Here is a 14,779-nt window from a genome sequence, read left to right on the forward strand (position 1 = left end):
GGAGAACTCCGTCAGGCCATCAGGGGTTGCGCGATGCGCGGTGTTGAGCGATCGGCGAGGCCGTCGGCGGCCTCGCGCATAGCGGCGAGCGTGGTCATCGTTCGCTGCGCCAGGGCAGGGAGTTCAGCCGGGTGATCCAAACGGAAATGCGCGCCGCGGCTCTCACGCCGGATCCAGGCCGCGGCGGTCACGAGCAGCGCAGCCGCTGCCATGTTGCGCAGCGCGATGCTCGCAGCCTCGCGCTCGAGGGCGGCGAAGCTGCGGACGGCATCGGTCAGGCCATCGTCGTCGCGGATCACGCCGACCCGTGCACTCATCATCGTCCGGAGCCGTTTCACGGCCGCAGCATCCGGTGCGGCGCCGTGCGACGTCACCAACGCGTCGGGAAGCCGGGCAAGCGAGGGGACGGCACAGCCGGCGATGTCCTCGGCAATGCGCGCGGCATAGACCACGGCTTCCAGCAGCGAATTGGAGGCGAGCCGGTTGGCGCCATGCGCGCCGGTGCAGGACACTTTGCCCGCCGCCCAGAGCCCGTCGATCGAGCTGCGGCCGCGGGCGTCCACGGCAACGCCCCCCATATGGTAGTGCGCGGCCGGCGCGATCGGGATGGCCTGGCTGACGGGATCGATGCCGGCTGCAATGCAGCTCGCATGCACGGTCGGAAATCTCTGGGCGAAGCGCGCGCCCAGCGCCTGCCGCGCATCGAGGAACGCGCCTCGCCCGGCCGCAATCTCCGCGAACACGCCGCGGGCGACGATGTCGCGCGGCGCGAGCTCGGCAAGCGGATGGCGTGCTGTCATGAAGCGCTCGCCGCGGCCGTTGATCAGCGTCGCGCCTTCGCCGCGTAGTGCCTCCGTTGCAAGGGGCGCGGGATCACGCCCGGCCATGATGGCGGTGGGGTGGAACTGCACGAATTCGGGATCGGCGATCACGGCGCCGGCGCGTGCGGCGATCGCAAGGCCCGAGCCGCCGGCCTCGCGCGGATTGGTGGTGACGGCATAGAGATGCCCGAGGCCGCCGGTGGCGAGCACGATCGCGCCCGAGGCGAGGAGGATCGGCCGTGCGGTGGGATTGTCGGCATCGCGCAGCTGAAGACCGGTGACCGCGCCATCCTCGGTCAACAACGCTTCGGCGGCGAGACCTTCGATGATGCGGATCGACGGCGTGCGGCGCACGGCCTCGCTCAACGCCGCGATGATCGCGGCGCCCGCGCCGTCGCCGCGCACATGCACGATGCGTCGCGCCGAGTGCGCCGCCTCGCGCCCCATGGCGAGCCTGCCTTCGAGGTCGCGGTCGAAAGGCACGCCGTAGGCGAGCAGATCATAAATCCGCGGCCCGGCCTCACGTGCGATGCCGAGCGCGACCGCTTCGTTGACGAGGCCGCCGCCGACCGCGACGGTATCCGCCGCATGCGCTTCGGGGCTGTCGCCTTCGGCCATCGCCGCCGCGATGCCGCCTTGCGCCCAGGCCGATGATGCGCCCTGTCCGAGCGGCGCGGCCGAGATCAGCGTCACCGGCCGCGGCGCCAGCTTCAGCGCGCAGAACAGCCCGGCGAGGCCCGCGCCGACGATGACGACGTGGTCGGTGCTGCGGGTGAGGTCGTGGATATTGTTGGCCATGATATTTCCTCTTGCTACGCAGTCGTCCCCGCGAAGGCGGGATCCATAATCCCAGGGAGTAGTTGCGACGCGAGCTCATCACCACGAGTCATCGCCAAACATCTGCCTGTGGTTATGGGTCCCGGATCTTCGCTCCGCTTCGCTGCGCTTGTCCGGGACGACAGCTGTGGTCGTTGCTGCGCTTCGTACTCAGTTCTTCAGGTTGATCATCCGCTCGACCGATTGGCGCGCGCGGCTCGCGAGCGCGGGATCGATGGTCACTTCCTCGCGGAGCGTCAGCAGGCTCTCCAGGATGTTGGCGAGCGTGATGCGTTTCATGTGCGGGCAGAGATTGCAGGGGCGCAGCATCTCCACATCGGGCAGCTCGGCCCGGACATTGTCGGCCATTGAGCATTCCGTGATCATCACCAGCCGCCGCGGCCGCTTGTTGCGCACCCAGTTGATCATGTGCGCGGTCGAGCCGGTGAAGTCGGCTTCCGCCAGCACGTCCGGCGGGCATTCGGGATGCGCGATGATCTGCACGGCGGGATCGGCTTCGCGAAGGCCGCGCAGCTCGTCGCCGGTGAAGCGCTCGTGCACCTCGCAGGCGCCTTTCCAGGCGATGATCTTCACGTCGGTCTTGGACGCGACGTAAGTGGCGAGATAGCGGTCGGGCAGGAAGATCACGCTGGGCGCGTTCAGGCTCTCGACCACCTGCACCGCGTTCGACGAGGTGCAGCAGATGTCGACCTCGGCCTTCACCTCCGCCGAAGTATTGACATAGGCGACGACAGGCACGCCGGGAAATTTCTCGCGGAGCAGGCGCACGTCGGCGCCGGTGATGCTGGCGGCGAGGGAGCAGCCGGCCCGCGAATCCGGGATCAGTACGGTCTTGTCCGGATTGAGCAGCTTCGAGGTCTCCGCCATGAAGTGCACGCCGCACTGCACGATGATCTCGGCCTTCACCTTGGTGGCTTCGACCGCGAGCTGGAGCGAGTCGCCGCCGATGTCGGCAACGCAATGAAAGATCTCCGGCGCCTGGTAATTGTGCGCGAGGATCACGGCTTTCCGCGCATGCTTCAGCTCGTTGATGGCCTTGATCGTCGGTGCCATCAGCGGCCATTCGATCGGGGGGATCACGTGCTTCACGCGTTCGTAGAGGGGCGCCGTGGCGCGCTCGACTTCGGGTGTCCATTCCAGCGCGGGCATCGGCAGGCGGAGTCCAGGCCGGGCGGGCCCGGTGCTAGGGCGGCTGATGGTTTGGCCGTGCGGCCGTTCGGCGAAATCGTCGGGGCCGTAGATTGCGGTGATTGGCATCGCAGCCTCCTTACACTTAGTTATGCTCAATAAGAGCATATATAGAGCCTGAGTAATCCGGCCAGGAGGCCGGAGCAGGATGTCGTCGTGGCTCTAATATGCTCAGTTTGAGTAAATCGAAGATAACACCCTTTTCGAAGATGCGCCAGGCGCTGCCGCACACATTCCCGTCAAATGATCGGACACGCCTCAGGCAGGGGGACGCAGGAAACGCAATGCTCCCGCGGCAGCCCTTCGTGGAATGCAAACGTTTTCGGCTTGGGATTTTCATGCAGATGCATTAAACGGCTGTCCAGCGGCTGTTGATTTGCCGTTCCGGGACAGGCGAGGAAAACATGTCGACACAGGTAGGCGAACTCGGTCAGGCCTCACGTGCCTCTAACTGGCGCACCCCGGCTGTCATTATCCTCTGCGGCTGTGCGATCGGCATGCTCGGCTTCGGCCCGCGCTCGGCGCTGGGCTTCTTCGTGCAGCCGATGAGCCATGAGTTCGCCTGGGGCCGCGACGTGTTCGGTCTCGCGATTGCCGTGCAGAACCTGTTGTGGGGCCTCGGCCAGCCCGTCGCGGGTGCTGTCGCCGATCGATTCGGCCTGTTTCGCGTGATGTGCGTTGGCGCTCTGCTTTACGCCGGCGGCCTGATCTTGATGCGCTACTCCTCGACACCGCTGTCACTCGACATCGGCGCCGGCGTCATGATCGGCTTCGGTCTTGCCGGCTGCTCGTTCAACCTGGTGCTGTCGGCATTCAGCAAGCTTCTGCCTGCGGAGAAGCGGGGCCTCGCGCTCGGCGCCGGCACTGCGGCGGGATCGTTCGGCCAATTCCTGTTTGCACCGATCGGTGTCGCGCTGATCGACAATTTTGGCTGGCAACAGGCGCTCTCCGTGTTCGGCTTCCTGATGCTGCTGATCATCCCACTGTCGCTGGCATTGTCGACGCCGCCGGTCGCAGCTACGACCAACACGGCGCCCGCGGATGAGCAGACCATCACGAGGGCGCTCGCGGAGGCCTTCGGCCACCGCTCCTACGTGCTCCTGGTGCTCGGCTTCTTCACCTGCGGCTTTCAGCTCGCTTTCGTCACCGTGCATCTGCCGGCCTTCCTGGTCGATAACGGCATCACGGCGCAAACCGGCGGCTGGGTGATCGCGGCGATCGGCCTGTTCAACATCGTGGGCTCGCTCAGCGTCGGCTATCTCCAGAATTCGCTGCCCAAGCGCTACATCCTCTCCACCATCTACTTCACGCGCGCTCTCGCAACGCTCGCCTTCATCTCGTTTCCGATCACGCCGTTCTCGGCGATCGCATTCGGTGCGGTCTCGGGCCTCACCTGGTTGTCGACGGTGCCGCCGACCTCGGCGCTGGTGGCGCTGATGTTCGGCACGCGCTGGCTTGCCACGCTCTACGGCTTTGCCTTCGTCAGCCATCAGATCGGCGGCTTCCTCGGGGTCTGGCTGGGCGGCATCGTGTTCGAACGTTTCGGTTCCTACACGCCGATCTGGTGGCTCTCGATCCTGTTCGGTGTGCTCTCCGCGCTGATCAATCTTCCGATCGTGGAGAAACCGGTTCAGCGAGCGGTTGCGCAGCCTGCCTGATCGGCTAAACATCCCTGACAAACAAGTCAGGGAGTTCAGTCGTGGGCACATTCAAGGCTGTCAGGATCGACAAGGCGGACAAGGGCACCACCGCGCAGCTGACGCAGTTCGACGAAGCCGAACTGATGGACGGCGACGTCACCGTGCACGTGGAATGGTCGACGCTGAACTACAAGGATGGCCTCGCGCTGACCGGCAAGGCGCCGGTGGTGCGCCGCTTCCCGATGATCGCGGGCATCGATTTCGCCGGCACGGTCGAAGCGTCCTCGCACCCGCAATGGAAGGCGGGCGACAAGGTGGTCTGCACCGGCTGGGGCATGGGCGAGACCCATCTCGGCGCCTATGCTGAGAAGGCGCGGGTGAAGGGCGATTGGCTGGTCGCGCTGCCGCAGGGCCTGTCGGCGCGCGACGCCATGGCGATCGGTACCGCCGGGTTCACCGCGATGCTCTCGGTGCTGGCGCTGGAGAAACACGGTATCTCGCCGAAAAGCGGCCCGGTCGTGGTGACGGGCGCCGCCGGCGGCGTCGGCTCGGTTGCGACCGCGGTGCTGTCGAAGCTCGGCTATCACGTCATCGCCTCGACCGGCCGCCCCGCGGAGGCCGACTACCTGAAGCACCTCGGTGCGGCCGAGGTGATCGACCGTAATGAATTGTCGGCGCCGGCAAAGCCCCTGGCCAAGGAGCGCTGGGCGGGTGGCGTCGACAGCGTCGGCTCGACCACGCTTGCCAATCTCCTGTCGATGACGAAATACGGTGGAGCGATCGCGGCCTGCGGCCTTGCGGCCGGCATGGACCTGCCGTCATCGGTCGCACCGTTCATTTTGCGCGGAGTGTGCCTTCTCGGCATCGATTCGGTGATGTGCCCGATCGAGCCGCGGAAAGCCGCCTGGCAGCGTCTGGCGTCCGATCTGGATCGGACAAAACTAGCTGAAATCACTAAGGAAATTTCTCTGTCCGAGGCGCCTGACTGGGGCGCAAAAATCCTGGCCGGCGAAGTCCGCGGCCGCGTCGTGGTAAAAATTGTCTAACGGCGTTCAGACTTTACCAACCAAGCTGCTCCAATGTTGCCTTGGTTAGTATGGTAAGCAGCGGGTAAAGGAAAATAAGGCATCGCCCGCTGCTGGGGTTGGTTCGGAGTTGAGCATGCTTGCGCGTATTGTGTTGGGGGCTGTCACGGCGACGGCGATGTTTGCGCCGGCCATTGCTGGAAGCATGAACGCCGACGAGGCGCGCCGCTTCGTCGCCGGCAAGGTATTCGCCTTCACCTGTTTCGACGGCACCCGTGGTGCAGGCCGCATCCTCGACGACCTCGGCGCCGCCGGCGCTGTGCAGTTCTCGGGTGCAGGCCCGGTCAAGCATCTCCGCCTGCCCGGCAATACGCTCCAGATCCGCGGCCAGAACGTCTGCGCCTCGATCAAGGGAATTCCGTTCGAGCCCTGTTTCAACCTGGAAAAGACCGATGATCGCAGCTTCCGCGGCTCGGTTTCCGGCATGGGCTTCGCCTATTGCGACTTCCGCCATCAGGGCGGCAATCAGATGCTGATGGCGCGCGCCGCCGCGCGGCCGCGCTCGCTGCGCAGCCCGGAGCGTACTGGTTCGATCGCCGCACCCCACACCGAAGTTGCCGCGCGGGTCGAGACGCCGCGCGTCGAGAGTGGTCGTCTGGAGCCGGTGAAGTCCGAAGCCAAATCGGAACCTGCGAAGACCGAGGCCCCGCTGGAGCTGCGCCGCTCGACGCAGTGAGTTGGCTGCGGGACTCTCCATACACTCGTTTTCGTTGAAAGCATCGATCAGGCACGAAGCTGCCGCGCCGTAGTCATACGGACGGCGGCTTTCATGCGTTGGTAGCTGTTCGCGTCCCAGTTTGCGAACGGCCGGGGGACGCGGCCCTACGCAAGGGTTCAACGATGTCGCTGTACTTCTTTCGCATCAGCACCGGCCGTTATTCCGGCGCCGCCGATCAGCCCTACGAGTTCGAGGACCGCGCAGCGGCCTGGACCGAAATGACCGAGGTCTGCGCCAATCTGCTCGGCAGCATCGCCCGCGGCCTGAAGCCGAATGGCGAGTGGCGCATGGAGCTGCTCGACGAAAACAAGAAGCCGGTCTTCTGTATCAGCCTCGTGGGAGAAACCGTGATGCGGTAGAACGAGGCCTCCATCGCTGCTTGTGATCGACTTGTGCAGCGCACGAGATAGAGACGGGGGCTGGGCGTCCTCGCAGGTGCTGTCCCCGCGCAGATGTTTCTGGCGACAGCGATCGACTGAAGGTCGAGGGTTGGCCGGTGTCCCGCGGCCCGACCGTGGCGTTTCTCAACAGAAGGTCTGCAACCGACGCGCGTGATGGCGCCGCGGCAGCGCGCATCCGTACTGCCGTGCCGCGACAGATTCGCGCAGGGTTAACCTTCCGGAAAAGCGATGTAGGCATGATCTCCGCAATTGTCCGGGCGCTGAGTCGTCCTACGCGTATTGCGTCTTCATCGTTGGAGCACATTCATGAGCGGCATTTCCATTCGCCTCACCCATAAGGTCATGGCGATCGGACTTTTCGGCCTCGTCGGTCTTGCCGCCTTCGGCGCGATCTATGAGATCGGCAGCCTCTCCCAGGATGCGTCCCGCGAAATTGCCAACCGTGCCCGCGCGATCGCCGATCTCAACAAGCAGCTCTCGATCGAGATGCTGGAAGCGCGCCGCAACGAGAAGAATTTCCAGCAGCGGCGGAACGAGAGCTACGCCAAGGCGCATGGCGAACTGATGGGGCAAATCAACCGCGATTTCGAGGAAATGGAGCGGCTAACGGCGGCCGGCGGCATGCGTGCGTTGTCCGACAAGATGAATCAGGCCCACGCCGGGTTCAAACGCTACGCCGCGGACTTCGGTGCACAGGTGACGGCCGAGACCAGGCTCGGGTTGAACGAGACGCTCGGCCTCTCCGGTTCGCTCCGCACCGCGGTGCACGACATCGAGGTCAAGCTGAAGGAGATCGACGATCCCCGGACGACGAGCTGGATGCTGATGATGCGCCGGCACGAGAAGGACTTCATGCTGCGGCGCGATCCCAAATACGTCGCCGAGGTGAAGAAGGCCGGAGTTGAATTCTCCAAGGCGATCGAGGTCGTGGCCGTCCCGACGGCGGTGATGCACGACGTCACGTCCAAGCTCCAGAAGTACCAGTCCGAGTTCGCGGCTTGGGCCGAGACCGCGCAGCAAAGTGCCGCACTCGATGCCAGCATGATGAAGACGTTTCGCGATCTCGAGCCCATGATGGTCGAGGTGCGGACCGCGGTCGATGCCATGTACAGACAGGCCGACGCCGCTGAAGCGGCGACCCGCGAGGCCGTGCGCTTGTGGATGGCCGTTGCCTTCGGCGTCACCCTTGTCGCGCTCGCCGTGATCGGCTTCGTGCTCGGCCGCTCGATCTCGAAGGCGCTCGGCGCCATGGTAGGGGCCATGACGCGGCTGGCGCGCGGCGAGCTTTCGATATCCGTTCCCGGTGTCGGACGCCGCGACGAGATCGGCGAGATGGCCGGCGCGGTCGAGGTATTCAGAACCAACATGGCGGACGCCGAGCGGCTGCGTGCCGAGCAGGCGGAGGCCGACGCACGCGGGCGCGAACAACGCAAGGCGGACATGCGGCGGCTCGCCGACGCCTTCGAGGGCACGGTCGGTGAGATCGTCGAGACCGTGTCGTCGGCGGCAACCGAGCTTGAGGCGTCTTCCAACACGTTGACGCAGGCGGCCGAGCGCGGCAACGGGCTTGCCACGACTGTGGCAGCGGCCTCGGAGGAGGCCTCTGCCAACGTGCAGTCGGTGTCTGCGGCGAGCGAGGAGATGACCTCCTCGATCTCCGAGATCAGCCGTCAGGTGCAAGAATCGGCGCGAGTCGCCGACGTTGCCGTGGACCAGGCGCAGCGCACCAATGCGCGGATCGCCGAGCTGACGAAAGCGGCCGGCCGCATCGGCGACGTAGTCAGTCTGATCAATACCATCGCCGCCCAGACCAATCTGCTGGCGCTGAATGCCACGATCGAGGCGGCCCGGGCAGGCGAGGCGGGCAAGGGCTTTGCCGTCGTGGCCACGGAAGTGAAGGCACTTGCCGAGCAGACTGCGAAGGCGACCGGCGAGATCGGCCAGCACATCGGCGCAATCCAGGCTGCGACGGAGGACTCCGTCGGTGCGATCAAGGAGATCGGCGACACCATCGCGCGCATGTCCGAAATCTCCTCGACCATCGCCGCTGCGGTGGAGGAGCAGGGCGCGGCGACCCAGGAGATCTCCCGCAACATCCAAAATGCTGCGCATGGCACCTCGGAGGTATCGGAGAACATCGGTCAGGTCCAGCGTGGTGCCGGCGAGACTGGAGCGGCTTCGGCGCAGGTACATTCGGCCGCACGGTCTCTGTCGCAGGAGAGCAACCGGCTGAAGAGCGAGGTGACGCGTTTCCTGGAGTCCGTGCGAGCGGCGTGACGCTGGTTGCGTCGTTACTGCAAACCATCACACGGGGCCGAGATCTGTGCGGCTGGTTGCAGAAATGGTGACTGCCCGGCGGTGTCCCGTAGTTTTACGTAGGATCGTGTTAACGACTGCTTGCGACAATGCGGCGCAATCTTACGGGATAAGAACCAGCCAGCATTGTTGAACTGATCCCCGCCCGGTCGTCCGTCATGACGCCTGAGGCGCGGGTGACGTGCGCGTTGCCGGTATCATCGGGATTTGTGTGATGTCGAAGTTGTCGATCGTTTTCAAGCTGCTGACCGTGCTGTCGGTCCTCGTGCTCTCGCTCGCCGGAGTCGGCGTGATGGCGATCGGCACGATGCAGAACATCAACGCCCACACCGTCGAGATCGCGGAGAGCTGGCTGCCGAGCGTGCGAGCTCTCGGCTCGATGCGCGCCGACATCAACGAACTGCGCGTCGCGCTGCGTCTTCATCTGATGCAGGACACCGCCGAAGGCAAGGAGGCCGCCGAGAAGCGGCTAGCAGGCCTGCGCGAGCGCATCGAGAAGTCTCGCGGGGTCTACGAACCGCTGATCAACGCTGCCGAGGAACGCTCACTCTACGAGCAGTGGACCAAGGCGTGGGCCGAGTACCTGAATGGCGTGCAGGAGGTCATGGCGCTCTCGCGCAAGAGCATCGGGCGCTTCCCGACCGACGCCAACGAGATGTTGCAGACCAAGGTGGCGAAGATGGCCCAGGCTGCCGATCCGCTGCTCCAGAGAGGCATCGAGCTCAACAACAAGGGCGCCGAACTGGAGACGAAGCAGGCGGCTGACAGCTACGCCTTGATCTTCCGCGTGCTCGTGGGCGTCATCGTCGCGGCCGTCGTGATCGCGATCGGCGCGGCCTATTATCTCGTGCGCGACGTCTCTCGCGGCATTGCCTCGATCATCCGTCCGATGCAATCGCTCGGCGAAGGCGACCTCTTGGCCGAGGTGCCGCATCGCGGCGAGAAGACCGAGATCGGCGCGATGGCCGATGCGCTCCAGATCTTCAAGGAGGCGCTAATCGCCAAGAAGGCCGCCGACGAGGCAGCCAGGCTCGACGCCGAGGCCAAGATCGAGCGCGGCCGCCGCGTCGATGCCATCACCCGCAAGTTCGAAGCCATGATCGGTGAGGTCGTCGGCACCGTCTCTTCGGCCTCGACCGAGCTCGAGGCATCGGCGTCGACGCTGACCAATACGGCGCAGCGCGGCCAGGAGCTTGCGACCGTCGTTGCAGCGGCCTCCGAGGAAGCCTCCACCAACGTCCAGGCCGTGGCCTCCGCCTCGGAGGAACTGTCCTCCTCCATCACCGAGATCAGCCGCCGCGTTCAGGACTCGGCACGGATGGCCGCGGAAGCCGTCGATCAGGCGGCGCGCACCAACGAGCGCGTCAACGCGCTGTCGCAGGCCGCCGCGCGCATCGGCGACGTCGTCGAGCTCATCAACACCATCGCAGGCCAGACCAACCTGCTGGCGTTGAACGCGACTATCGAGGCCGCGCGCGCGGGCGAAGCCGGCCGCGGCTTTGCGGTCGTTGCGTCCGAGGTCAAGGCACTGGCGGAGCAGACCGCGAAGGCGACGGGCGAGATCGGCGCGCAGGTGTCGGGCATCCAATCCGCCACCCAGGAATCGGTCAGCGCCATCCAGGAGATCGGCGGCACCATCGAGCGGCTGTCCGAAGTGTCCGCTGCGATTGCCGCCGCCGTCGAGGAGCAGGGTGCGGCCACCCAGGAGATCTCTCGCAACGTGCAGCAGGCCTCGGTCGGCACGCAGGAGGTCTCAGCGAACATCACCGACGTGCAGCGCGGTGCGATCGAGACCGGTGAGGCCTCGGTCGAAGTGTTGTCGGCGGCGAAGTCGCTCGCGACCGACAGCACCCGCCTGAAGGTCGAGGTCGCGCAGTTCCTGGAATCGGTGCGCGTGGCTTGATCCCTTAGCTGCTCGCCTGCGGCGCCGGCGGCGGTGCGACCTGCCGCCGGAACAGGATGCGCTGGTAGAGCCAGCCGATCGCCACCAGCACGACGCCGAGGCACATGAACGACAGCGCGCGATAGACGCCTGTCAGCGTCGACATGTCGATGACGAAGGCCTTCAGGATCGTCAGCGCGATGACCGCGGCGGAGGCGAGCCGCGCCCGCTCCGAATTGACGAGGATGCCGACGCCGAGCAGCACCACACCGAAGGCGAGCCAGCCGATCGAATAGGTGTATTGCTCCGCGCCCGTGGTGCCGCCGTAGAGCAGGACCGGGCCGTGATAGAAGCGGCGGATCTCCAGGGTCACATAGCTGAGTGCGAACACCAGTGCGCCACCTGCGATCGTGTTGGCGTAGGCGACGGAGCGATGTCCCGCCACTGCATAGGACAGCAGCAGCATCAGCACGGCCGGCAGGGCATAGCCGAGCAGCAGCAGGTTGAACACGAGACCGCCGACGTTGACGCCGGAGAACAGCAACGGGTTCTCCAGGATCAGGAGGCCGAACACGCTGATGACGCCGGCGATCGCCGTGAGCGCGACAGCGCCGACATTGTGCACGAGGCTGCCGCTGCGCAGCCGCAGCCGTTCCAGCCCGATCGCCATCGCCAGCGTGATGCAAACCTGCAGAGCGAATTCGAGCAGCGAGGGAGCCGCGGTCATGCGGCCGCCGGTCGCGAAGTGGCGGATCTCCATGAAGGCGAGCAGCGCGGTGAACAGGATGGCCGCTGCCTCGACCACGCGCAGCGGCGCGTCGTCGGCGCGGCGGCGCAGGAAGATGCTCGCGCCCCAGAACGATGCTGCCGGCAGGCCGTAGCCCCACAGCAGCCAGTTGAAGACCGGCGTGGTGCCGACGGCATCGCCGACGATGCGCGGATCGTAGCCGATGCGCGCAGTGACGATCGCGGCGAAAATCGCAGCTAACCGGCGCAGCACAGGAATCGGCCGCTGCAACGAGATCCAGGCCGTGCCGAGCGACATCAGCGCGAGCGCGATGGTGAGCCAGCCTTTCTCCAGCGCAAAGGTCAGCGCCAGCGCCAGCGCGCCGAGCGTGCCCGTGGCGAACAGTGCGATGGAGGTGGCGAGCCCCGGTCGATCGTCGCGGCGCGAGAGGGCTTCGGTCGCGGCGCCGAAGGCGGCAGCGAGCAGCACGGCGAGGATCGCGAACGGGATCGAACGGTCGAGATGGGCGATGCGCGCATAGAGCGCGACCAGGATCGCGATCGGGGTTGCGACCGCTGCCGTCGACCACACCACCGGAATGACGGCCGAGTTCGACCGGCCCTGCGCCAGGAAGCCGGCAATGCCGAAGCCGGCAGCGAAGACCGCAGCCGTCACCAGATGCAGCGTTACGGAACCGTCGATCGCCGTCGGGCCGACACCGGCAATCGGGCCGCCCGGCAGCACCAGCATGTCGGGATTGGCGCGCACCGCCCATTCGGCGAACACGATGAAGACGGCTGCACCGGCCGCGCCCAGCGCACCGGTCGCGGCCGGCGCGCGCCAGGCGACGAACAGTGTTCCGGCGACCAGCAGCGCGAAGGCGATCAGCGCTAGATCGGCATGTGCGCTCGACAGCACGATCAGCATCGCGCCGAACAGATAGGCGGCGAGCGAGCTCGATGACACCGGCTCGATCTCGCCGTCCTCGATCGTCGGCCCGAACATGAAGCCGCAAACGACGAGCAGCGCGGCCAGCACGAAGCCGGCGATCACATGGAAAGCGTGCGGCGCGACCTGCACCTGTTCGGTGTCGAGACCGGGGAAGGTCCAGAGCACGGCGACCGCGATCGTGGTCACCGCGAGCCAGCGCCACAACCGGATGCGGGCGAGACCGAAGCTCGCGGCGGTGACGACGGCGAGATAGATATAGAGTGCCCAATAGTCCGGCTTGCCGCTGGAAACGAGGATCGGCGTCACGAACGCGCCGACGACGCCGAGGCCCGCGAGCGCCGGTCCGTGCAGAAGTGCGGCGGCCAGCGTTCCCATCGCGACGATGCCGAGCAGCACGAAGGCCGTCGCAGGCACGAGGAAGCCATAGAGCGCATAGGCGGCATAGATGGTGGCGAACGCCACCGCCGTTCCGGCCGCGGTGAGGATCGCCGGGATGTTGGCGATCGGCAGCGCCTGGATGGTCGAGATGCTCTCCTTGCGGCGCGTCCATTCGCCGGCACCCAGCAGCGCCAGCGCGAACAGGCCGCCGAGGAACACGCGCACGCCGGGGCCGAGCAGGCCGGCCTCGATCGAATAGCGCACCATGAAGAAGCCGCCGAGCGCGAGCGCAAGCCCGCCGATCCACACCACCCAGCGCGTGCCGAGCCGCTCCTCGAAGCCGGGGGCAGGCGCGGGCAGTGGCGGCGGTGGTGCGGCTTCAGGGCTCCCCTCAAGCGGCGGCTCAGCAGCTTCGGTGATGGACGGGGCCGGCGCAGGCTCCGCGTCGGGCGCCAGCGGCGGCGGCTCTGTCGGCGTTGGTGCGGGCGTCTCTGCCTGCACCCACGCAGGCACGGGCGGCGGCTGCACCGGCCGCTGCGCGTATACCATCTCTTCGAGCGAGCTCAGCCGCCGCCGCAGCTCGGCCGCCTGGCTTGAGGCCTTGATCGCGATGAAGAAGGCGGCGATCGCAATGATCAACGCGAAGACGTCAAACGGGCCGTCGAACATGAAGCCTCCAGGCGACCGGCGGGCATGGCGGTCGCGAAATCCTTGTCTAGCGCCGGGAGCGCACGCGCAAGCCCGGCGCGGGCCGCTCCTGGAGCACGTCCCGACGGAAGCGATAGAGCGCTGCCGGGCGTCCGCCGGTCTGTGTCGACATCACCCCGGTTGGTTCGACCAGGGCTTCCATTTCGACGAGGCGGCGGAAATTCTGTTTGTGCAGGTGCCGGCCGGAGATGGCCTCCACCGTATGCTGCAATTCGGTGAGTGTGAATTTCGCGGGCAAAAGTTCAAACACCACAGGGCGATACTTCAGTTTTGCCCGCAGCCGCGCGATCGCCGTGGCGAGAATCCGGCGGTGGTCGAACCGCATCGAGCTCCCGAGCGCGGGAAGCGCCTTGCGCGCTAATGCCGCAGGGCGGCCATCGCGCCGTGCCTCCTCGATCAGCCCCGCCTCGTACAGGAGCTCATAGCGGTCGAGCACGCGCTCCTCGTCCCAGGGCGCACCATCGAGACCGAAATAGAACCGCACGCGATCCTTGCGCGGCAGCGCGCGCGTCGTCTCCGGCGTCTCCTCCTCAGCCCATCTCGTCAGCGCCGGAATGATGTCGCGGGCGATGATGTCCGACGGCTGCTCGCGCCAGTCCTCCCAGGGGAAGAAGCGGTACCATGGCTCGAAGCTGGCGCTGGTCGCTGCGAGCTCGCCGCCGGCGGCACGCGTCAACGCGAGATAGCCGATCGAGACCATGTGCGCGCCGGTGTCGCCGGCCTCGGCATGACGGCCGCGATCGCCGAACGTGTAGAGCTGCTCGACGTAGCCGAGACGCAGCCCGGTCTGCTCCTCGACCCAGGCGCGCAGGCCGATCTCGAAGGTGCGATGGGCCAGCGCATCGAACGGGCCGAACGGCAAGCCGGCAAGCCCGTCACTGCCGCGAGCGGTGAGGATCAGCGGCTCGTGGTCCTCGATCGCGACGATCGCGGCGGTGAGGCCAATTTCGATCGGCGTCAGCAGCGTCTCGCTCATGCGATGATGATCGCGGATGTTGCGAGAAAGATATGCCGGTTGATTGCGGCGAGCTCTCCGCAGGTTCGCTGCAACCTCTCCCGCTTGCGGGAGAGGTCGGCGCATAGCGCCGGGAGAGGGCTTTCTCCTCTAGGGGACTGTCCCGTTGCGG

Annotated in this window: 10 protein-coding genes; 6 read left to right on the top strand and 4 right to left on the bottom strand. The window is 66.3% G+C overall.

From position 1 onward, the window contains the following. Positions 1 to 11: 11 nt before the first annotated feature. Together SE91_RS06900 and nadA are read right to left on the bottom strand one after the other, a co-directional pair. Positions 12 to 1,619, bottom strand: coding sequence for an L-aspartate oxidase (locus SE91_RS06900; protein ID WP_061847043.1), 1,608 nt, complete (start codon positions 1,617 to 1,619; stop codon positions 12 to 14). Positions 1,620 to 1,808: 189 nt separating this feature from the next. Next, the gene (gene nadA, locus SE91_RS06905; protein ID WP_061847044.1) at positions 1,809 to 2,915 is read right to left on the bottom strand and encodes a quinolinate synthase NadA; all 1,107 of its coding nucleotides are present in this window, start codon (positions 2,913 to 2,915) and stop codon (positions 1,809 to 1,811) included. A 335-nt stretch (positions 2,916 to 3,250) separates the two neighbouring features. On the opposite strand from nadA, the gene SE91_RS06910 reads away from it, so the two are divergent. From SE91_RS06910 to SE91_RS06935, 6 genes are all read left to right on the top strand, one after another. Beyond that, positions 3,251 to 4,504 carry an MFS transporter gene (locus tag SE91_RS06910; protein WP_061847045.1) on the top strand — a complete coding sequence of 418 codons (1,254 nt, stop codon included), beginning with the start codon at positions 3,251 to 3,253 and terminating at the stop codon, positions 4,502 to 4,504. A 41-nt stretch (positions 4,505 to 4,545) separates the two neighbouring features. Next, positions 4,546 to 5,532 (top strand): acrylyl-CoA reductase (NADPH), encoded by a 987-nt coding sequence (acuI, locus tag SE91_RS06915; RefSeq protein WP_061847046.1) that lies wholly within the window; start codon positions 4,546 to 4,548, stop codon positions 5,530 to 5,532. Between the two features lie 115 nt (positions 5,533 to 5,647). Next, positions 5,648 to 6,247, top strand: coding sequence for a hypothetical protein (locus SE91_RS06920; protein ID WP_061847047.1), 600 nt, complete (start codon positions 5,648 to 5,650; stop codon positions 6,245 to 6,247). A 164-nt stretch (positions 6,248 to 6,411) separates the two neighbouring features. After that, entirely contained in the window at positions 6,412 to 6,648 is a 237-nt protein-coding gene (locus tag SE91_RS06925) for a DUF6894 family protein (RefSeq protein ID WP_008562160.1), read from the top strand. Between the two features lie 348 nt (positions 6,649 to 6,996). Beyond that, positions 6,997 to 8,967, top strand: a complete 1,971-nt coding sequence (locus SE91_RS06930; RefSeq protein ID WP_061847048.1) for a methyl-accepting chemotaxis protein — start codon at positions 6,997 to 6,999, stop codon at positions 8,965 to 8,967. Between the two features lie 253 nt (positions 8,968 to 9,220). Beyond that, positions 9,221 to 10,909 (top strand): methyl-accepting chemotaxis protein, encoded by a 1,689-nt coding sequence (locus tag SE91_RS06935; protein WP_061847049.1) that lies wholly within the window; start codon positions 9,221 to 9,223, stop codon positions 10,907 to 10,909. A 4-nt stretch (positions 10,910 to 10,913) separates the two neighbouring features. Here SE91_RS06935 and SE91_RS06940 read toward each other — a convergent pair whose 3' ends face one another. Together SE91_RS06940 and SE91_RS06945 are read right to left on the bottom strand one after the other, a co-directional pair. Beyond that, complete coding sequence (locus tag SE91_RS06940; protein ID WP_061847050.1) at positions 10,914 to 13,613, bottom strand: DUF2339 domain-containing protein; 2,700 nt, start codon at positions 13,611 to 13,613, stop codon at positions 10,914 to 10,916. A 46-nt stretch (positions 13,614 to 13,659) separates the two neighbouring features. Further along, complete coding sequence (locus SE91_RS06945; protein WP_061847051.1) at positions 13,660 to 14,628, bottom strand: NUDIX hydrolase; 969 nt, start codon at positions 14,626 to 14,628, stop codon at positions 13,660 to 13,662. Between the last annotated feature and the right edge of the window lie 151 nt (positions 14,629 to 14,779).

Origin of the sequence: Bradyrhizobium sp. DOA1 (assembly GCF_001593325.1) — a bacterium.
Classification (GTDB): Bacteria; Pseudomonadota; Alphaproteobacteria; order Rhizobiales; family Xanthobacteraceae; genus Bradyrhizobium.

What these genes read in the sequence shown, in the direction of transcription:
- SE91_RS06940 (WP_061847050.1), bottom strand. Translation starts at nt 13,613, where the DNA reads ATGTTCGACGGCCCGTTTGACGTCTTCGCGTTGATCATTGCGATCGCC.
- SE91_RS06925 (WP_008562160.1), top strand. Translation starts at nt 6,412, where the DNA reads ATGTCGCTGTACTTCTTTCGCATCAGCACCGGCCGTTATTCCGGCGCC.
- SE91_RS06920 (WP_061847047.1), top strand. Translation starts at nt 5,648, where the DNA reads ATGCTTGCGCGTATTGTGTTGGGGGCTGTCACGGCGACGGCGATGTTT.
- nadA (WP_061847044.1), bottom strand. Translation starts at nt 2,915, where the DNA reads ATGCCAATCACCGCAATCTACGGCCCCGACGATTTCGCCGAACGGCCG.
- SE91_RS06935 (WP_061847049.1), top strand. Translation starts at nt 9,221, where the DNA reads ATGTCGAAGTTGTCGATCGTTTTCAAGCTGCTGACCGTGCTGTCGGTC.
- SE91_RS06900 (WP_061847043.1), bottom strand. Translation starts at nt 1,619, where the DNA reads ATGGCCAACAATATCCACGACCTCACCCGCAGCACCGACCACGTCGTC.
- SE91_RS06945 (WP_061847051.1), bottom strand. Translation starts at nt 14,628, where the DNA reads ATGAGCGAGACGCTGCTGACGCCGATCGAAATTGGCCTCACCGCCGCG.
- SE91_RS06910 (WP_061847045.1), top strand. Translation starts at nt 3,251, where the DNA reads ATGTCGACACAGGTAGGCGAACTCGGTCAGGCCTCACGTGCCTCTAAC.
- SE91_RS06930 (WP_061847048.1), top strand. Translation starts at nt 6,997, where the DNA reads ATGAGCGGCATTTCCATTCGCCTCACCCATAAGGTCATGGCGATCGGA.